This is a genomic window from Maledivibacter sp. (genome assembly GCA_025210375.1).
In the GTDB taxonomy this organism is placed as follows: domain Bacteria; phylum Bacillota; class Clostridia; order Peptostreptococcales; family Caminicellaceae; genus JAOASB01.
This window is the reverse complement of record JAOASB010000042.1, coordinates 1-19986: the sequence shown is the minus strand read 5'-3', so window position 1 is coordinate 19986 and position 19986 is coordinate 1. Positions and strand designations below refer to the sequence as shown.

Below are 19986 nucleotides of genomic sequence, written 5' to 3'. Positions count from 1 at the left end.
TTTATTTCAAATAAATTGTGGTATATATAGTAAAAATTACTTACTTGATAAATGACAATAATATAGATTATAATGGTTACAAATAGCGACAATATCCAACAAATTCTGCAACGTTATTTACATTTTCTTTTAGCAGTTATAGTAATGCTACTTTAAAGATTAATAAATTTTTCTTAAAATGTAGAGTAATTCATCATTTCAGTAAAATACATCCTAGGTTTTGGTGTAGCATGACTATATTTGGGGGTTATTTATTATGTTTAAGATATTTGATTTTAAAAAAATGTTTGGAATAAGGCATGAAAAAAACTTAGAGACCTATGATCTCTTATCATTAAGATATACTTCCGTCGACCCAATCAAGACAGCTTTCAGGATCAGTATGTTTTATATTTTAATAGGAAGTTTATGGATATTATTATCCGATAAAGCTATAGAGATATTAGTTGATGATATGAAACGAGTTCATATGCTACAAAACTATAAAGGGTGGATATATATTCTTGTAACGGGGGGACTTTTATTTCTAGTTATTAGAAACTCCTTAGTAAAGATTCAATTGGTTTCAAATAAGCTATATCGAAGCTATGAAGAACTTAATTTGGCCTATGAAGAACTAATGGATACTAAAGAAAACTTAAAAAATCAATTTAGGGAGATCAAATCAAGTAAAGAAGCCTTAGCAGAGAGTGAGACAAGGTATGAGCTAGTTGTTAAAGGAGCCAATGATGGGATATGGGATTGGGATGTAAAGAATGATAAAATGCATATTTCTTCCCAAGGGAGAAATATATTAGGATATAGGGATTCTGAACTTCAATTGAGTATTGAAATTTGGAAGAGTCTTTTACATCCAGAGGACAAAAATGATGCGATAAAAACCCTTGATGATTATTTGAATAAGCAAATAGGAAGCTACATAAATATTTATAGGTTAAAACCCAGTAGTGAAGATTATAAGTGGATATTGAGTAAAGGTCAGGCTATATGGGACAAAAGTGGAAACCCCATTAGAATGGCAGGCTCCCATACAGATATCACTGAACAAAAAAGAAACGAAGAAAAAGTTTTGAAGCTGGCATATTATGATTTGATAACTGAGCTTCCTAATAGAGCGATGTTTGAAAAACAACTGTATACTCAAATACTTAAAGCTAAACATTTTAATGAACAGTGTGCATTGTTATATTTTGATCTAGATGACTTTAAGAATGTAAATGACACACTTGGACATAGTTATGGAGATATATTATTAAAAATGGTTTCAAAAGAATTTAGAAAATATAAAAAAACGGGGTATACTTTGGCTCGTCTTGGAGGGGATGAGTTCGGTTTAATAGTTTCAGAAGTTAAGAATATAGATCAATTACATAGTTTAGCGAGAATGATTCTTGATTCCTTAGGAAAACCATGGATACTGAATGATGAGGAATTTTATATCTCAGCAAGTATTGGAATTGCTGTGTTTCCCCATCATGGAGAGAATTTTGAAACTTTACTCAGAAATGCTGATACTGCCATGTACTGTGCAAAGGAAGCAGGAAAAAAAGGTTATAAGATTTATAAAGAAGAAATGTATACACAAAAAATGGAATTCATTAATATGAAAAAAAGCTTAAGGCATGGTATTAAAAATAAAGAATTCATTTTAAATTATCAGCCCATAATTGATTTGAAAAGTGGTCGTATAGTTGGTTCAGAAGCATTAATTAGATGGAATCATCCTGAAAAAGGGCTGATATCCCCAATCGATTTTATCCATTTAGCAGAAAAAACAGGAATTATTAAAAAAATTGGAAAATTGACCTTAGAAACAGCCTGTAAGCAAAATAAAATTTGGCTAGAAAGAGGTCATACTTCTATAAAGATATCAATAAATATGTCGGCTCTAGAATTTAAACAAAGAGATCTTGTTAAAAACATAAAAGAGATTTTACAGAAAACAGGATTAGATAGTAGATACCTAGTTATTGAAATCACTGAAAATATTGCCTTAGAGAATTTAGATCATACAATTCATGTACTTAATGAACTAAAGAAGATGAATATAAAAATTGCATTAGACGATTTTGGGACAGGCTACTCGTCTTTAAATTACCTAAAAAAATTGCCAATTGATTATTTAAAATTAGATAAATCTTTTATTGATAATGTAACAATAAAATCTAAAGATCAAGTCATTACTAAGGCCTTAATAAAATTAGCCCATGATATAGGACTACAGGTCGTTGCAGAAGGTATTGAGACGGAACAACAGTATCATTACCTAAAAAAAATAAATTGTGATTTAGGGCAAGGATATTTTTTTGATAAACCCTTATCCTGTGGAGAATTTGAAGAGATATTGACCTGTCATCAAGGGGGATTTACACATGCTGATGGCATGCCAAAGTCATAAAACCATGATGTTAAAGATTAATAATGGAGCAAATTGCATAGGTATCTACTATAAAAGGTATATATTATATATAGTTTTAAAATCCTCAAAGCTATACCATATATAATACAGCCTAGCTAAGTCACAATCATTCAATTTTATAAATCATTTAAAATACTAAAAAATTTAAAATTCTTATCACAACAGACCTTGACAACATATACATAATTATATATATTTTTAATATACTATCATACATAGTATTAATACTTAGAACTGTTTATCTTTAAAATTAATATAGCAATATATTAAAGGTAATGATGGGAAGAGTAAGTATAGGATTTAGTTACAGAGAGCTGGGAGATATGAAGTTTATATCTATAGGTGAAAGCCGGCACTAAAAAGTATGCTGAAGATGGCCCCTAAACTGTCTGGCTGAAATTTGTACCTATATTAGGTCAGATCGGGTTTGCATCCGTTATAAATGCAAGGTGATGACTAGTCACTTACCGAGATTATTATGGCAACATGATAATGAATTAGGGTGGTAACGCGAGATATCCTCGTCCCTTTATGGGGGACGGGGTTTTTTTGTTGTATTAAGGCATATAAGGAGGAATAAAAAATGAGCAAAGGAAAATATTATATTACTACCGCCATAGCATATACATCTGGTAAGCCTCATATAGGAAATACATATGAGATTATTCTTGCAGATGCAATAGCCAGATTTAAGAGACAATCCGGCTATGATGTGTTTTTTATGACGGGAACCGATGAGCATGGTCAAAAAATTGAAATTAAAGCAAAGGAAGCAGGTAAGAGTCCTCAGGAATTTGTGGATGATATAGCAGGGCAGATCAAATCAATATGGGATCTTATGAATACAAGCTATGACAAATTTATTAGAACCACTGATAAGGATCATGAAAAACAAGTACAAAGGATATTTAAGAAACTATATGATCAGGGAGATATATACAAGGGAGAATATGAAGGACTTTATTGTACTCCATGTGAATCCTTCTGGACAGAGTCCCAATTAGTGGATGGAAATTGTCCTGATTGTGGTAGACCAGTAAAGGAATCCAAAGAAGAAGCATACTTTTTTAAGTTAAGTAAATATCAGGATAGATTGATGAAGCATATTGAAGAAAATCCAGAATTTATACAACCTGAATCCAGAAAAAACGAAATGATTAACAACTTCCTAAAGCCAGGACTTCAAGATCTTTGCGTATCTAGAACATCCTTTAAATGGGGAATACCTGTAACCTTTGATGAGAACCATGTGGTATATGTATGGATAGATGCTTTATCTAACTACATCACTGGTATTGGATATGATACCGATGGAAACCATGGAGACAGGTACAATAAATATTGGCCAGCAGACGTACATTTAATAGGTAAGGATATATTGAGATTCCACACAATTTATTGGCCGATAATGCTTATGGCTCTTGATATACCACTACCTAAAAAGGTTTTTGGTCATCCATGGATGTTGGTTGGAGAAGGAAAGATGAGTAAGTCAAAGGGTAATGTAATATACGCCGATGATTTAGCCAAATATTTTGGAGTAGATGCCGTAAGATATTATTCATTACATGAAATGCCATTCGCTCAAGATGGAGTAATAACCTGGGAGCTAATAATGGAAAGAATCAATTCAGACCTTGCCAATATCTTAGGAAATCTTGTGAATAGAACTATTACAATGGTTAACAAGTATTTTGATGGGACTGTAGAAAAGCCTATTGAAAAGGAAGCCATAGACGACGAACTTATAAAGCTTGCCCTTGAAACACCTAAAAAGGTTGAAGCTAAGATGGATCAGCTTAGGGTAGCCGATGCAATAAGCGAAATATTTACACTTTTAAGAAGAAGTAATAAATATATAGATGAAACAATGCCTTGGGTTTTAGGAAAAGATCCCGATAAAAAGGGTAGATTGGCAGCTGTACTATATAATCTACTGGAATCAATAAGATTCTCCGCAGTAATGCTTCATCCATTTTTACCTGAGACTGCCGAAAAAATATGGGGGCAATTAAATACTACTGCCACTAGTTTAGAAACTCTTTCAGAATTTAATGGTATAGAAGTTGGATCAAAGCTAGGTAAACCAGAGATATTATTTGGACGTATAGATATACAAAAGAAATTAAAGGAAATTAAAGACGAAGCATCAAAGGAGCAAAAAAATAAGAAAAAAGAAAAAAAGAAAGAAGAAATAGTTAAATCGGAAATCACAATTGATGACTTTTCAAAGGTGGATTTAAAGGTCGCTGAGGTCATAAAGGCTGAAAAGCATCCAAAGGCAGATAAATTATTGGTTCTTCAGCTTAAGGTGGGAAATGAAACAAGACAGGTAGTATCAGGGATAGCACAGCATTATAAGCCAGAGGATTTAGTGGGTATGAAGGTAGTGCTTGTAGCTAACCTAAAGCCAGTAAAGCTTAGGGGAGTTGAATCCCAAGGGATGATATTAGCTGCAACCACAGGAGATAAACTAAATCTTGTTACAGCGGATATTGAAAGTGGAAGCACAGTAAGTTAATATATAGCTAGTAGCATTATTGCTGCTAGCTATATATCTATCTACTACTAATATATGGAATTACATCTATGAAAAATAGATTCCGATATATTAGATATAGGGAAGGAGATCAAAATATGTTATTCGATTCACATGCACATTTAGATGATTCAAGATTTGATAAGGACAGAGATGAGGTAATAAAAAGAGCTAAGGAAAATGGAATATCCTACATAATGAATCCTGGAGCAGACTTTGAAAGCTCCGTAAGATCCGTTGAACTTGCTGCTAAATACGATATGATTTATGCAGCCGTTGGAGTTCATCCCCATGATACTGAAACAATGGATGACATGATGCTCCAGCTTTTAAAAGGACTGGCAAAGAAGCCAAAGGTAAGGGCCATAGGAGAAATAGGGTTAGATTTTTATTATGACAACTCTCCTAGGGATATTCAAAGAAAATGGTTTAGACAGCAGATAAAGCTTGCTAAAGAAGTGAATTTACCAATTATTATCCACGATAGAGACGCAAATAATGAAGTCATGAATATATTAAAGGAAGAGCAAGCCTTTGATACAGGAGTTTTAATGCATTGCTACTCAGGTAGTCCAGAGCTTGCTAAACAATATATAAGAAAAGGAGCCTATATCTCTATTGCAGGGCCAATCACCTTTAAAAATGCCAGAAAGGCTGTACAGGTTGTAGAAGCCATACCCATGGAGTATTTAATGATAGAGACCGATTCCCCATACTTGACTCCCCATCCATATAGGGGTAAGAGAAATGAATCTAGTTATGTGAGATATGTGGCTGAAAAAATAGCAGAGATCAAGGGCATTTCCATAGAGGAAGTTGCAGAAAAAACCGCTGAAAATGCAAAGAGATATTTCAGTATAAAATAATATTAATTCATAAATCAGAAATTAATTGAGCAAATTGCATAATTACCTTCTACAAAAACTATCTATCATATGTAGTCCAAAATTCTTCAAAGCCATACCATATGTATTATGCAATTCTGCCAAGTAAGAGTTATGCAATTTCCTCAATTAATACAAATATATAGTTGAGCTGTGCAAAAAGGCTTTTAAATTTTTTTGTGACCTAGCAGGATGACCTAAAAACTTTGAATTTACCACTTAGACCTTAGAACTACAAATGTGCCTTCACATCCATTTGTATTATGTCGAAAATATAAAATTACCCGGGAAATAAATAATATGTTAGGGGAATATGATATATTCTTTAAACTGCTTTTAGAATACAATAGGGTTTTTGTGTCAATAATAGCATAATATATATAATGTTTGACATAGGGAGTTATTTGTTATAGACTAATGTGAGTTATGAGACCATTCCATAAATTTTCCATATATAGAGTCCCAAGTGAATCCTAGTTTATACATATCAAAATGCTTAGAGCTTCTAAGAGCCTTTGATATATAAATTGAAGTTTTGACTGGAATTTCTATAAGGAAAATAAGGCCCTAGAATTTGAATTGTTTGTATATAAGGAGGTATACCTATGGAGCTATTTAATAAGCTTCTATATGTATTAAAGAAAAGAACGACAATTATTATAATGATAGTTATGTTGCTATTGACTGTAATCACAATGGAAACCATATTGAATAAGAAAATAGTAATTAAAGATAATAGGCAAGAGATCACAATAGAGACTTTATCTTCTAAGGTGGATAAAGCACTTCAAAAAGCAGGAGTTACCCTGGGTGAACATGATCAGATAAGTGTTGACAGAAATACAAAGCTAAGGGATGGAATGGTAATAGAGGTTAAAAGGGCATTTGAAGTAAAGATAAATGTGGACAAAAAGGCTTTGGATGTATTAACGGCATATAATAGGGTCGAGGATATTTTAAAGGAATATGATATAAAATTAGGGGAAAAGGATAAAACTAGACCAGCACTAGACCAGGAAATTCTCCCGAAGGATATAATTGATATAATTAGAGTTGAAGAGGAAGTAGTAAAGGAAGTAATTGATATTCCCTATAGGTCTGTAATAACATACAATGATGAAATGAAAGCCGGAGCTATAAAGAAAAAAAGGGATGGAGAAAACGGTAAAAAGGAAGTAGAGTACAAAATAGTTTATGAAAATGGAGTAGAAGCCGTCAAAGAGATAATAAATGAAAATATAATAAAAGAACCGGTAGATAAATTGGTAGAACAGGGTTCTGAGAAGTATTTTGTAGCATCTAGGGGTCAACCTGTGAGGTATAAGAAGGTATTAATAATGTCAGCAACTGCATATGATCTTACAGTTGAGAGCTGTGGAAAAACTCCAGATCACCCTCAGTATGGAATCACACGAAGTGGAACTAGGGCAAGACCAGGGGTTGTAGCTGTAGATCCTAGAGTTATTTCATTGGGGACAAAGCTTTACGTGGAATCCTTAGATGGATGGGCGGATTATGGATTTGCTTCAGCTGAGGATACAGGTGGAGCCATAAAGGGGAAGAAAATAGATCTATTTATGGAAGATCCTAAGAAGGTCTATAGATTTGGCCGTAGAAATGTAAAGGTTTATATATTGGATTAGGAAACTATGTTTGCGAGGTAGTGTATATGATAATAAATGAAGTAATAGTTGTAGAAGGAAAAGATGATGTAGCGGCTGTTAAAAAAGCAGTGGATGCAGAAATAATTATTACCCATGGCTTTGGAATCACAAATGAGACCATAAAAAGGATTAAATTCGCTCAAAAGAGAAAGGGCGTAATAATTTTTACAGACCCGGATTTTGCAGGTGAAACAATCAGAAGGACTATTTCCAGTAAAGTAAAGGGCTGCAAACATGCTTTTTTGCCTAGGCAGGAGGCCATTAAGGATAATGACATAGGTATAGAAAATGCTACACCCCAAAGCATAAAAGAAGCCCTTTCAAAGGTAAGAAGTGAAGTGAATGAGAAGAGAAATGAATTTAAAAAGATTGATCTTATTATTCATGATTTAGAGGGGCTACCTAATGCTTCCAAGAGACGAGATAAACTTGGCAAGCTGCTTGGTATAGGATATGGAAATTCAAAACAATTCCTAAATAGATTGAATAACTATGGAATTACAAGAGAAGAATTTGAAAATGCTGTTAAAAAAATTTAGTAAAGCAGGGATACTATGGAAAAGCTATCGTCGCCTAAAAGAACTAAAGAAATTGTAGGAAAATATGGCTTTAGATTTTCTAAAAGTCTAGGTCAAAATTTTTTAATAGATGAAAATATTATATATAAAATAATCCGTGGAGCTGAAATCACTAAGGATGATATAGTTGTAGAGGTTGGTCCTGGAATAGGAACCCTCACGCAGTACTTAGCCGAGGAAGCAAAACAGGTATTGGCTATAGAAATAGATAAAACTCTAATTCCTATATTGGAAGAGACCCTAAAGGATTATGATGATATTGAGGTCATTAATTCTGATGTCTTAGCCCTTGATTTGAAGGAATTGATCGAAAACAGATTTGGTGGCAGTCAGATTAAAGTTGTGGCCAACCTTCCCTACTATGTTACAACACCTATTATAATGAAATTCTTAGAAGAAGAGATTCCCGTAAAGGATATAGTAGTAATGGTACAGAAAGAGGTCGCCGATAGACTTAAGGCAAAGCCAAGTACTAAGGATTATGGTTCTCTTTCAGTGGCTGTGCAGTATTACTGTGAACCTGAGATTGTAACTAGGGTGCCTAGATCTGTATTTATCCCCAATCCAAATGTGGAATCCACAGTTATAAGGTTAAAGGTACTGGATAATCCACAGGTAAATGTTGCGGATAAAAAAATCTTTTTTAATGTGGTAAGGGCATCCTTTGCCAAAAGAAGAAAAACTCTACTAAACTCATTATCCTTTAGCGATCTTGGATTAAATAAGGAAGAGATTAAACAAGCTCTTGAGATAAGTGATATAGACCCTAAGAGAAGGGGAGAAAGCCTTACTATAGAAGAGTTTGCTACACTTTCAAATAATATTAATGATATATTAAAGATAAACAACATTAAGACTGAATCATTATAGTGATTTAGTTTTTTTTTTAGGATATTACATAAGTAGAATGTATAATAAACTTAGGCAAGTGTAATTTATCCGCATGTGGACTATGTGTGACCCTTAGGGCATAGATTGACCTAATATAAAAATTCAAATATAATAGTATTAGATTATATTTATGTATATGAATTAAAGGAGGACGAAAATGAGAAAGCCAACGGTATTGATGATTTTAGATGGTTATGGAATAAATGAAAAGGCCTATGGTAATGCAGTAAAAGCAGCTAATACTCCTAATCTAGATAGTTATTTTGAAAAGTATCCTAACGTAAAGCTTAAGGCAAGTGGATTGGATGTAGGACTTCCAGATGGACAAATGGGCAACTCCGAGGTAGGACATCTTAATATTGGGGCTGGAAGAATTGTATATCAAGATTTTACACGCATAACTAAAGCCGTAAGCGATGGAGATTTTTTTGAAAATAGGGCTTTAAATGAAGCGATGAATAGTGTAAAAGAGAATGGATCAGCCCTTCATCTCTGGGGACTACTATCCGATGGAGGAGTTCACAGTCACATTACCCATCTATATGCACTATTAAAGCTTGCTAAGAGTAAGGGACTTTCAAAGGTATATATACATTGCTTCTTAGATGGTAGAGATGTACCGCCATCAAGTGCTGCTGGGTATATCAAGGAATTAGAACAAAGGATGCAGGAGATTGGTATAGGAAAAATAGCTACGGTATCGGGAAGATATTATGCAATGGATCGTGATAAAAGATGGGAAAGAGTAAAGCTTGCCTATGATGCCATGACTTTAGGTGAAGGTGAGAGGGCTAACTGTGCCGTGGAAGCTGTGGAAAAGTCCTATGCTGAGGATATACTTGATGAATTTGTAAAGCCCACCGTTATCCTAGAAAATGATAAGCCCGTAGCTACAGTTTCACCAAAGGATTCCGTAATCATGTTTAACTTTAGACCCGATAGAGCTAGGGAGATAAGTAGGGCCTTTGTAGATCCAGCCTTTGATGGCTTTGAAAGGGCCAAGGGTTATTTCCCTGTAAATTATATATGTATGACACAATACGATGCTACACTTCCAAATGTTAGTTTAGCATATCCTCCACAATCTTTAGCTAATACATTTGGAGAATATATATGTGATCATGGGCTTAACCAGCTTCGCATTGCTGAGACCGAAAAATATGCCCATGTAACATTCTTCTTCAACGGAGGTGTAGAAGAACCGAATAAAGGGGAAAATAGGGTATTGATCCCATCCCCAAAGGTTGCAACCTATGATATGCAGCCAGAAATGAGTGCCTATGAAGTAACCGATAAATTGATGGAAGAATTAAATAAGGATATATACGATGTTATAATAGTTAACTATGCTAATCCAGATATGGTAGGGCATACGGGAGTCATGGAAGCTGCTATAAAGGCTGTAGAAACAATTGATGAATGTGTAGCTAAGGTTGTTCATGCAGTAATAGAAAAGGGTGGTCAGCTTGCTATTACCGCCGATCATGGTAATTCCGATGAGATGTTGGATGAAGAAGGGAATGTTATAACTAAACACTCTACTAATCCAGTGCCATTTATATTGATTAATGCCGCTAAGGAATATGAGCTTACAGAAGGTAAGCTAGCCGATATAGCGCCAACCCTTTTACAGCTCATGGGATTATCAAAACCCCAAGAGATGACAGGTAATTCATTGTTACTAGAGCCTGCATATGCGTCGGATGGTGAAACAGTATAGAAAATAGGTATAAAGTAGCAATCACATTACAGGATAAAGGTAAATAGCTTTATCCTGTAATGTGATTTTATTTTTTTTGAAAGAAATTTTGTAGAAATGAGAAGAAAAATATGTAAGTATTGGATAAAATAGAAGGAATTTTATGCATTTCACAGAATTAATATATACTAGTATTTTTAGGGAGGGGTTCCATGAATTATACATCGTGGATGTTTGTTTCTGGCATGTCTAGTGCATTGATTTTATCCTTAGTATTTATTTTTTTATTCATCAGAGATAAAAAAGTTTATTTAGGGATTATTGCTTCTGGATGGTCTATATTCTTTATTCATAAGTTATTAGGACTTTTTAGTATGTTTAATTACATAAAATCTATTGCCGCTTTAAGAAACGTTTTATATCTTATCTCTATATTTATATTTATTTATGGAATGTATTCCTTCATTCAACAGAGTATGAAAAAAGCCTGGATAGTGGCCTTTGTAGTGGGTGTGATATATATTATTATAGCAAACAGCATAAATATGTCATATGTTTTACAAAATATAGTATTTGTTATACCCGGTAGTGCCCTTATTTGCAGTGCAAAAAGTATAATTAAATCCAAGAAAAATATGAAAATAGGAGAATATATAGTAGGATGTGATTTCATTTTATGGGGTATTCATTTGATAACGTTTCCATTTTTAGGAAATATAGTATCCTTCATACCGATTGGCAACTTCATAGCTTCATTAATATTTAATATATTTGCTTTTGGTAATATAGCCTTGTACTTTGAGACAATTTTATTGAGATTAGATAAAAGTGAAGAAAGATATAAATTATTGGTGGAGCTTTCTCCAGATGCCATTGGTGTTGTAATAGATGAAGAGATTGTCTTTGCCAATAATGCATCATTAAAGCTTTTGAGAACCGGTAGAATAGAGGATATACAGGGTCATAATCTAAAAGAATTTCTATATCCTGATTATATACAATATGGGCAGGAGAGATTTGAACAATTATTTTTTACGAAGAAGGATCAACCCCCTAATGAAATGAAAATCAAGGCATTAGATGGTACGGTCATAGATGTGGAAAGCTCTATAGCTCTTTTCCCATATAAGGACAAAATGGGCATATTAGGTATAGCGAGGGATATAACCGAGCGTAAAAATGCAGAAAGGCTAAAAAAGCGTATTGAAGAAAAAACAAGACTTTTAAAGGAGACACAGGAGCTTGACAATCTAAGAAACGATTTTTTTGCGAATATATCCCATGAGCTGCGAACACCACTGAATATTATACTTGGATCAATTCAACTATTTGAAATGAACAACGAGAGAAATCATGAAAAAGGATGTTTAAATGACAGAAAATATATTAAAGTGATTAAGCAAAATTGTAATAGACTATTGAAGCTTGTAAATAATCTAATTGATATCACCAAAATTGATACTGGATTTTATAATACTAATTTTCAAAATCATAATATAGTAAGTATTGTTGAAAATATTACTTTATCAGTGGTTGATTATGTTGCCAATAAAGATATAGAGTTGATTTTTGATACCGACATTGAGGAAAAAATAATAGCCTGTGATCCCGATAAAATTGAGAGAATAATCTTGAACCTATTATCAAATGCTATAAAATTTACCAGTGTGAAGGGACATATATTAGTAAAGATTAATGATTGTATAGATAATATTAGTATTAGCATAAGGGATGATGGTGTAGGTATACCTAAGGATAAACAGGAGCTTGTCTTTGAAAGATTTAAGCAGGTAGAGAATACCCTATCACGAAGCAATGAAGGTAGTGGAATAGGATTATCTCTTGTTAAATCCTTAGTAGAAATGCATCGGGGAAGTATAGCTGTTGAAAGTAAATATGGAGAGGGAACAGAATTTATTATTAGTCTGCCTGTTAGGACAATAGAAGAGGAAAATACCATAGATGAAAGTAAGTTTTCTATAAATAATACATTAATAGAAAGAATCTCAATTGAATTTTCCGATATATATGAGGCATAGCAATATAATTAATCGTTCTGGTAGATTAGGTAATGTTTATGGAACTTGGAAAATAATAATACTTAATATATAATTATTCTTGTAGGTCATATTTCAAAGTTAAATGTGACGGTCACATAGTAGAGCTTAATTTATACATCTCAAAATATCCGATGTTTCTAGGGATTTTTGATGTGTATAAATTAACTGTTTAACTGGAATATCTATAGAGTTTTTCACGAGAATAAGTATTATTCATTAGGCAAATTCAGCCAAGTGGGGAGGAGTTATTTATGTTGAAATTTGAAGATTATAAATATGAAAGACCTGACATGGAAAAGCTTGAAGGCAAGCTAGGAGAGCTACTTGAAAAATTTAATAAAGCCGAGTCCTTTGAAGCCCAAGACCAGATAATGAAGGATATAAACTCACTTAGAAATGATTTTGAAACAATGGCTAATCTAGTACATATTAGACATACGGTAGATACAACCGATGAATTTTATGAAAAGGAAAATGATTTTATAGATGAAGCCATGCCCATATATGAGGGTATGATTTCAAAATACTATACTTCATTAGTAAATTCTAGGTTTAGAAAAGACCTTGAAGAAAAATGGGATAAACAGCTGTTTATATTAGCTGAGATGCAGTTAAAGACCTTTTCTCCAGAGATAATTCCAGATTTACAGGAAGAAAATAAGTTAGCTAGTCAATATACTAAGCTAAGGGCTTCTGCTAAAATAATGTTTGAGGGACAGGAAAGAAATTTATCTCAGCTAGAACCATTCATGCAATCCAAGGACAGAGAAATGAGAAAAAATGCATATGAGGCCATGACAGCTTTCTATGTAGAAAATGAGGATAAGTTTGATCAAATATATGATGGACTAGTTAAGGTAAGACATAGAATAGCAAAAAAACTGGGATATAATAACTTCGTAGAGCTGGGTTATACACGCATGATGAGATCAGATTATGATCCTCAAATGGTTTCAAACTATAGAAGACAAGTATTAGAAAATATTGTTCCAGTAGATACAGAGCTTAGAGAAAGACAGCTAAGAAGGCTAGGGTTAGATAGCTTAAAATATTATGATGAAAAATTAGAGTTTTTGAGCGGAAATGCTATTCCAAAGGGAGAACCCGATTGGATTATTGAAAATGGTAGAAGGATGTATAAAGAGCTATCCTCTGAAACCCATGAATTCTTCACATATATGGTAGATCATGGACTTTTAGATCTTGTGAGCAAAAAAGGAAAAGCCGGTGGAGGGTATTGTACCTATATAAGCAATTATAAATCTCCATTTATATTTTCAAATTTCAATGGAACATCTGGGGATGTAGATGTACTAACCCACGAAGCAGGCCATGCCTTTCAAGTATATTCAAGTAGAGATTTTGAGATTCCAGAATACTACTGGGCAACATATGAATCCAGTGAGATACACTCAATGAGCATGGAATTCTTTGCTTGGCCTTGGATGGAACTTTTCTTCAAAGAAGATGAAAACAAATATAAGTTTTCCCATTTAAGTGGTGCATTATTATTTATACCATATGGAATTTTAGTCGATGAATTCCAGCACTTTGTTTATGAAAATCCAGAGATTACTCCTATGGAAAGAAAGAGTGCATGGAGAGAAATAGAGAAAAAATATTTACCCCATAGGGATTATGAGGATAATGATTTCTTAAATAGGGGAGGTTTCTGGTTTAAGCAAGGTCATATTTTTAAAGATCCTTTCTATTATATAGATTATACACTAGCTCAGATTTGTGCTATAGAGTTTTGGAATAAGTCTAGAGAAAACAGGGAGGAAGCCTGGGAGGACTATTTAAGATTATGTAAAGCAGGGGGAAGTAAATCCTTCCTAAAATTAGTAGAGCTTGCGAATCTAACCAGTCCCTTCAAGGATGGCTGTATCAAGTCCGTTATTGAGCCAGTTAAGGAATGGCTAGATGGTGTAGACGATAAAAAATTATAAACTATAGAGAGTTTAAGGTAAATCTTTTGTATTTTGATTCCTTCAAAAATATTAAAGATTTGGCTATTCAAAAACCAAAATGTAGATTTATAAGTGTGTTCTATATATATTATAAAATTTCCTAAACTAATGTTTGAAAGGACAAGTATGTAATATGCTTGTCTTTTTGAAATTCACCCTATAATATTTCACTATTTATATAATATGGGTTGGATGAAGGGGTTATAAAAACTGATGTTTATAGAAGAGGTATATTCTAATGTATAAAAGAAGTAAAATTATTATCTTATTAACCATGTTCATAGTATTTTTTTTGATCATAGCCATAGTATTTCAATACGAAAAAAAGCTGGATGTAATGGGTAATGGCACACAAATCACTTGTTTTTCCGCTAAAGCATTAAATTTTAATGCCTACTGGTTAAAAAATGGGTCTAAGTTTTGGAATGTAAAATTACTGGGAATTTCAAAGGAACTTTTAAATCCAGTTGGGGTATTAAAATCAGAAAAGGATAACCATATTATATTTATTTCTGAAAATATTATAAAGTATTATTCCATAAAAGAAGGATATTTAAATACCCATAAGCTCAAAAAAGATGAAGCTATAATAAGTACTTATATATCCGATATAGATGATGATACCCATGATGAACTTTTAATTATTACAGGAAAAAGGAATGGGGATTTTGGAGAAAAATTAATGATCTTTTCCTTTGATAATGAATTGGAAAAAATATTTGTAAAAACCTTTAAGGATATGAAGCCTTGGAAGGTACAAGTGTCCGATGTAGATGGGGATAAAAAAAAGGAGATATCAATAGGGGTATATAAGGAGTCTCAGTTTCATCCTGTTAAAGCAAAAAGACCCTTCATATATAATTGGCATGGAGATGGTATATCGCCAAAATGGAGGGGCTCAAGACTTGCAAGACCCTTTGAAGATTATATTTTTGCCGACATAGATAGGGATGGGCTGGATGAGATTATTTCTATAGAGGTACTGAAAAGTGGGAAAAAAATTATAAATTCATACAAGTGGAAGGGTTTTGGATTTGAGGGGATGACTGAAAGCAAGGAATATCAAGACATATTATGGATTGATAAGATTAAATCCCCTGGGAATAAGGATATTATCGTTATCAAGGTAAAGAATGAAGATAAATATGAGTGGGTATTACTCAACCATATTAACGAAAAATTAGAAGCAAAGGGTCAGCTTAAAGAATATGTACCAACCTTTAATATTAATTGAGAAAGGGGATAATTATTTTGCAAAGAAAGAAGATATTTATTTATTTCTTATGTTTTATTTATGCTTTTGTAGTCATGTTTGGGGCCGTAGGCTGCAGTACTAATACAGAGGTCAATGATACTAAGATTGAAGAGGAGCAACAAATAAAAAGTCCAGATAAAGTAGAAGCTTCTAAGCCAAAATCAACACAGGATAAGGATAGTATAGGAAGCAACAATGAAAGTGAAAAAAGTGATATTGAAGATGAAGCCGCTAAGAACAATATGCCTATTGAGACAGTACAACCTATTGAGGAAGAAATGAAAGTAGAAGAGGTTAATTTTTCGTCGGAGAAAGAAAGGAAAGTTATTGATATTCCCTATGAACCCAGTAAAATTGAGGCGGAGTTAAAACCCTATACCATTAATGAAGATCTATCAAATATAGTTAATCTAGGAAGCTTTGGAGAATTTGCTCCAGAGCAAAAAAAGCTTATTGCAAAGAATGGCTTTGTAGTCAATCCTGCAAAGGATGAGCAGCTTTTCTATATATATGAAAAAAATGAATATAAAAAGGTCCCCAGCTTTATAACCACTGATTCTGTGCTTCAAGTATATCATATATTCTATGATTATTCCTTGAGGGTTCTTGAACAAGAAAAATTATTGGCATTTTCCGAAGAGTTAACTGAAAGCATGTTAAGTAAGTCAATATATTTATTCGACAAAATAACCAGTAAAGAAATAAAGCAGGCTCAGCTAATGAATATAGCTTATTTTGGCACAGCGACACTTTGTCTTGAGAAGGACTTACCTGAGGATATGCCAAAGGAAGCAAAGGAAATGGCTTTAGCTGAGTATGAATTGATTAAAGAGCAAAGTGGCTTTAAGCAGTCGAAGATATTTCCCTATAAGCTTGATTATAGTCAATATAAACCAAGGGGACATTATACTAGGAATCATGATTTTGAAAGATATTTTGAGGCTATGATGTGGTATGGTCAAGTACCCTTTCCACTTTATAAAATTGATGAGAATAACAATAAAGTAAGAAACCTAGAGCAAACATTTCAAGCCCTACTGATTACCTATAGTGTATTTCTTGATAACCATAGGACAGAAGACATTACATTATGGGAAAATATATACGATCCAACGGCATTTTATGTAGGAACTGCAGATGATCTTAACATATATCAATACAAGGATATGCTTATTAAGGTGTATGGAGAAAAGCCCGATATAAATGCACTAAATGATAAGGAAAAGCTAGATCAGTTATATTTAGAAGCTGAAAAACTAGCAGAGCCTAAAATAAAACCTAAATATACCTCTGTGGATACCCCTGTAGGAAAACAGTTCAGACTAATGGGTCAGAGGTACATACCAGATTCAGAAATTATTCAAAAGCTAGTAGAGCCTATGAAGAGACCTATCCCCTCGGGATTGGATGTAATGGGAGTTTTAGGCTCCGATAGAGCATATGATATACAGATAAATCATTATCATGAGGATCAAAAGTCAGATAGTTATATAGATACCTTTAATAAATTAAAGGCAGAATTTAATTTGTTGAGTGACGCAAAGTGGCACGGTAACATGTACTATGGATGGCTATGGACACTTAAGGGACTATTAAAAGAGTTTGGAGAAGGTTACCCTTCCTTTATGACCAATGAAGCATGGACCGATAAATCCTTAAGTACAGCCCTTGGTAGCTGGTCAGAGCTAAAGCATGATACCATACTATACGGAAAACAAAGTGGGGTAGAGTGTGGTGGGGGAGAAGAACCACCCCAGGTTAAGGGCTATGTTGAACCTAATATAGAGGTCTATGAAAAGCTATTGTGGTTAACTAAATATTCTAGGGCAAACCTAAAGGAAAAAGAAATACTTGTAGAAAGTATGGAAAGTAAGATGCAAAGATTTGAAGATATTCTTCAATTTTTAATTAATTGTTCCCATAAGGAACTGAGAAACGAAGAGCTTTCTTCTGAGGAATATTATCAGCTTTTGGTTTATGGAGGGCTTTTAGAGTATCTTACAAGCTCATTTGCAGGAGATGGTATGAGATGGTATGAGATAACCTCTGAAACCGATAAAAATATGGCCGTAATAGCTGATATTCATACGATGGCACCAAATGATTTCAGTGAAGGGGGATATTTTGAAGTAGGTGTTGGGCCTGCCTACGAGATTTATGTTGTTGTTCCCATAGGAGAGGAGTTATATCTCACTAGGGGTGCAGTATTTAGTTACTTTGAATTTGATTCGAAAATCAGGCTTACCGATGAAGAATGGCAGAAGACAATTAAAGAAAATACAATGCCCCAGCGTCCAGATTGGATGGATAGTTTTATTAAGGGGGGTAAGGAAGAAATTCCTACTCCAGCAAATCCATATAGCACGGGATGTTAGAGACGTTTAAAGTAGTAAGCTCAAAGTTCTAAGGTTGGAGTCGTAGTTTTTAGGCAATAGATAAAGGTTTAAGGAGATAATGGAGCTATGAAAAAGTATTTTTTAGTGATAGCATTATTTATAGTATTAATAATTGGGGTAATGGGTAAAGTCTATTACTCTAGGGAAATAATCCTATGTGCTGTTGGAGATATACTTTTGGATAGGGGGGTAGGGGATAGGATCGATGATGATTATGATTATCCCTATAGAAAAGTAAAACATGTATTTGAAGGAGCCGATATTACCTTTGGAAATTTAGAGTGTCCCATAACTACTGAGGGGACTCCTGCTTTGAAGAAATCCATACTTTTATTTAAAGCCAATCCAGAAAGCACGCCTGCCATCAAAGAGACTGGTTTTGATATATTGAATTTAGCTAATAATCATACCATGGATTATGATACCAAGGGCATAATAAACACAATGAATATACTCAAGGACTTTAATATTGATTTTATTGGGGCCGGACATAATTATAATGAAGGAAGAAAGCCATTTTATATCAAAAAAAATGGTTGCAAGGTCGGCTTTCTTGGATATTCAGTTTTTCCTCCGGAAGGATATATAAGCTTTATTGATAGACCCGATGTTGCAAAGGTTGATTTTGATACCCTAGGGGATGAGATAAAATCTGCAAAAAAGAACTGTGATTTTTTGATTGTATCCTTCCATTGGGGTAAGGAATATGAGTTTTATCCAGGTAGTATGCAAAAAGATATTGCCCATACAGTAATAGATAGTGGAGGGGATTTGGTGCTAGGACACCATCCCCACGTACTTCAAGGAGTAGAAAGGTATAAGGAGGGACTCATATTTTATAGCCTTGGAAACTTTATATTTGATAGACAAATACCAAATGGTACCGATGAAACCATAATAGTCAAATTGAAAATTAAGGATGAAAGGGCAGAAGCACAGCTGATACCCATAAGGATAAAAAATTGTCAACCCTGTGTAGCCCATAAAAGTGATGCTGAATATATCTTAAAAAGATTAAAACTGTACTCGGAGGGAATGAATACCAATATTCATATAAACCATGGCATAGGCTATATAAAATAAAGTCATTACTGTAATCTCTATAAAGCCATAGAGCTTGACAAAAGTTAACTAAATTTGATATTATTTACTAAAATATCAAAATAGTCAAAAAGTTCAAAAATAAAAAGGGGGATAAATCATGGCTAAGGGTTACAGGGGAAATACCATAAAGAAGGATGGATGGAGAGGTACGTGTCCCATATGTAAAAAAACAGGAGTAAAGCTTTTATGGACTGCAACTGACAATGAAGGAAAGGAATTAAATATCTGTAAGAGATGTAGTAAAAAACAATAGATATAATGAATATGGGTTAGACCATGATAATGTGTTATGAACACAGAATCAAGTCTAACTTTTTTTTATGGTTTTATTGGTGTACATCTATATTATTTATTATCAAAAAATTATATTTTATAGCCTTAACAATAGAGCAAATTGCATAATTACCTTCTGCAAAAACTATCTACTATATATAGTTAAAAAACCTTAAGAACTATACCATCAAATATGCTTATATCTTAAGCAATTAAATATAGGATGATATTCGCATATCAGGCTTAGCCAAGTA

Annotated in this window: 13 protein-coding genes and 1 other annotated feature; all 13 genes read left to right on the top strand. The window is 33.4% G+C overall.

Going from position 1 to position 19986, the window contains the following annotated elements; all coding sequences use genetic code 11:
• Nucleotides 1-256 precede the first annotated feature (256 nt).
• The 13 genes from N4A68_15200 to N4A68_15140 all read left to right on the top strand — a co-directional run bounded on the left by N4A68_15200 (nucleotide 257) and on the right by N4A68_15140 (nucleotide 19712).
• On the top strand, nucleotides 257-2398 hold the full coding sequence (locus N4A68_15200; GenBank protein MCT4565642.1) for an EAL domain-containing protein: 2142 nt from the start codon (nucleotides 257-259) through the stop codon (nucleotides 2396-2398).
• A 287-nt stretch (nucleotides 2399-2685) separates the two neighbouring features.
• Nucleotides 2686-2951, top strand: a binding site (T-box leader).
• A 51-nt stretch (nucleotides 2952-3002) separates the two neighbouring features.
• Nucleotides 3003-4940, top strand: a complete 1938-nt coding sequence (gene metG, locus N4A68_15195) for a methionine--tRNA ligase (protein ID MCT4565641.1) — start codon at nucleotides 3003-3005, stop codon at nucleotides 4938-4940.
• Between the two features lie 116 nt (nucleotides 4941-5056).
• Nucleotides 5057-5824 (top strand): TatD family hydrolase, encoded by a 768-nt coding sequence (locus N4A68_15190; protein MCT4565640.1) that lies wholly within the window; start codon nucleotides 5057-5059, stop codon nucleotides 5822-5824.
• A gap of 623 nt (nucleotides 5825-6447) precedes the next feature.
• Nucleotides 6448-7485, top strand: a complete 1038-nt coding sequence (locus N4A68_15185) for a 3D domain-containing protein (protein ID MCT4565639.1) — start codon at nucleotides 6448-6450, stop codon at nucleotides 7483-7485.
• 29 nt (nucleotides 7486-7514) lie between these two features.
• On the top strand, nucleotides 7515-8045 hold the full coding sequence (rnmV, locus tag N4A68_15180) for a ribonuclease M5 (GenBank protein MCT4565638.1): 531 nt from the start codon (nucleotides 7515-7517) through the stop codon (nucleotides 8043-8045).
• A 15-nt stretch (nucleotides 8046-8060) separates the two neighbouring features.
• Nucleotides 8061-8954 (top strand): 16S rRNA (adenine(1518)-N(6)/adenine(1519)-N(6))-dimethyltransferase RsmA, encoded by an 894-nt coding sequence (rsmA, locus tag N4A68_15175; protein ID MCT4565637.1) that lies wholly within the window; start codon nucleotides 8061-8063, stop codon nucleotides 8952-8954.
• 178 nt (nucleotides 8955-9132) lie between these two features.
• Nucleotides 9133-10695 carry a 2,3-bisphosphoglycerate-independent phosphoglycerate mutase gene (gpmI, locus tag N4A68_15170; protein ID MCT4565636.1) on the top strand — a complete coding sequence of 521 codons (1563 nt, stop codon included), beginning with the start codon at nucleotides 9133-9135 and terminating at the stop codon, nucleotides 10693-10695.
• A 191-nt stretch (nucleotides 10696-10886) separates the two neighbouring features.
• Entirely contained in the window at nucleotides 10887-12713 is a 1827-nt protein-coding gene (locus N4A68_15165; GenBank protein MCT4565635.1) for a PAS domain-containing sensor histidine kinase, read from the top strand.
• Nucleotides 12714-12985: 272 nt separating this feature from the next.
• On the top strand, nucleotides 12986-14683 hold the full coding sequence (locus N4A68_15160; protein MCT4565634.1) for a M3 family oligoendopeptidase: 1698 nt from the start codon (nucleotides 12986-12988) through the stop codon (nucleotides 14681-14683).
• 259 nt (nucleotides 14684-14942) lie between these two features.
• Nucleotides 14943-15938: a hypothetical protein gene (locus N4A68_15155; protein ID MCT4565633.1), complete on the top strand. Its 996-nt coding sequence runs from the start codon at nucleotides 14943-14945 to the stop codon at nucleotides 15936-15938.
• 17 nt (nucleotides 15939-15955) lie between these two features.
• Nucleotides 15956-18334, top strand: coding sequence for a DUF3160 domain-containing protein (locus N4A68_15150; protein MCT4565632.1), 2379 nt, complete (start codon nucleotides 15956-15958; stop codon nucleotides 18332-18334).
• An 87-nt stretch (nucleotides 18335-18421) separates the two neighbouring features.
• Nucleotides 18422-19438: a CapA family protein gene (locus N4A68_15145; protein ID MCT4565631.1), complete on the top strand. Its 1017-nt coding sequence runs from the start codon at nucleotides 18422-18424 to the stop codon at nucleotides 19436-19438.
• Nucleotides 19439-19556: 118 nt separating this feature from the next.
• On the top strand, nucleotides 19557-19712 hold the full coding sequence (locus N4A68_15140; protein MCT4565630.1) for a hypothetical protein: 156 nt from the start codon (nucleotides 19557-19559) through the stop codon (nucleotides 19710-19712).
• The last annotated feature ends 274 nt before the right edge of the window (nucleotides 19713-19986 follow it).

What these genes read in the sequence shown, in the direction of transcription:
- N4A68_15200 (MCT4565642.1), top strand. Translation starts at nt 257, where the DNA reads ATGTTTAAGATATTTGATTTTAAAAAAATGTTTGGAATAAGGCATGAA.
- metG (MCT4565641.1), top strand. Translation starts at nt 3,003, where the DNA reads ATGAGCAAAGGAAAATATTATATTACTACCGCCATAGCATATACATCT.
- N4A68_15190 (MCT4565640.1), top strand. Translation starts at nt 5,057, where the DNA reads ATGTTATTCGATTCACATGCACATTTAGATGATTCAAGATTTGATAAG.
- N4A68_15185 (MCT4565639.1), top strand. Translation starts at nt 6,448, where the DNA reads ATGGAGCTATTTAATAAGCTTCTATATGTATTAAAGAAAAGAACGACA.
- rsmA (MCT4565637.1), top strand. Translation starts at nt 8,061, where the DNA reads ATGGAAAAGCTATCGTCGCCTAAAAGAACTAAAGAAATTGTAGGAAAA.
- gpmI (MCT4565636.1), top strand. Translation starts at nt 9,133, where the DNA reads ATGAGAAAGCCAACGGTATTGATGATTTTAGATGGTTATGGAATAAAT.
- N4A68_15165 (MCT4565635.1), top strand. Translation starts at nt 10,887, where the DNA reads ATGAATTATACATCGTGGATGTTTGTTTCTGGCATGTCTAGTGCATTG.
- N4A68_15160 (MCT4565634.1), top strand. Translation starts at nt 12,986, where the DNA reads ATGTTGAAATTTGAAGATTATAAATATGAAAGACCTGACATGGAAAAG.
- N4A68_15155 (MCT4565633.1), top strand. Translation starts at nt 14,943, where the DNA reads ATGTATAAAAGAAGTAAAATTATTATCTTATTAACCATGTTCATAGTA.
- N4A68_15145 (MCT4565631.1), top strand. Translation starts at nt 18,422, where the DNA reads ATGAAAAAGTATTTTTTAGTGATAGCATTATTTATAGTATTAATAATT.
- N4A68_15140 (MCT4565630.1), top strand. Translation starts at nt 19,557, where the DNA reads ATGGCTAAGGGTTACAGGGGAAATACCATAAAGAAGGATGGATGGAGA.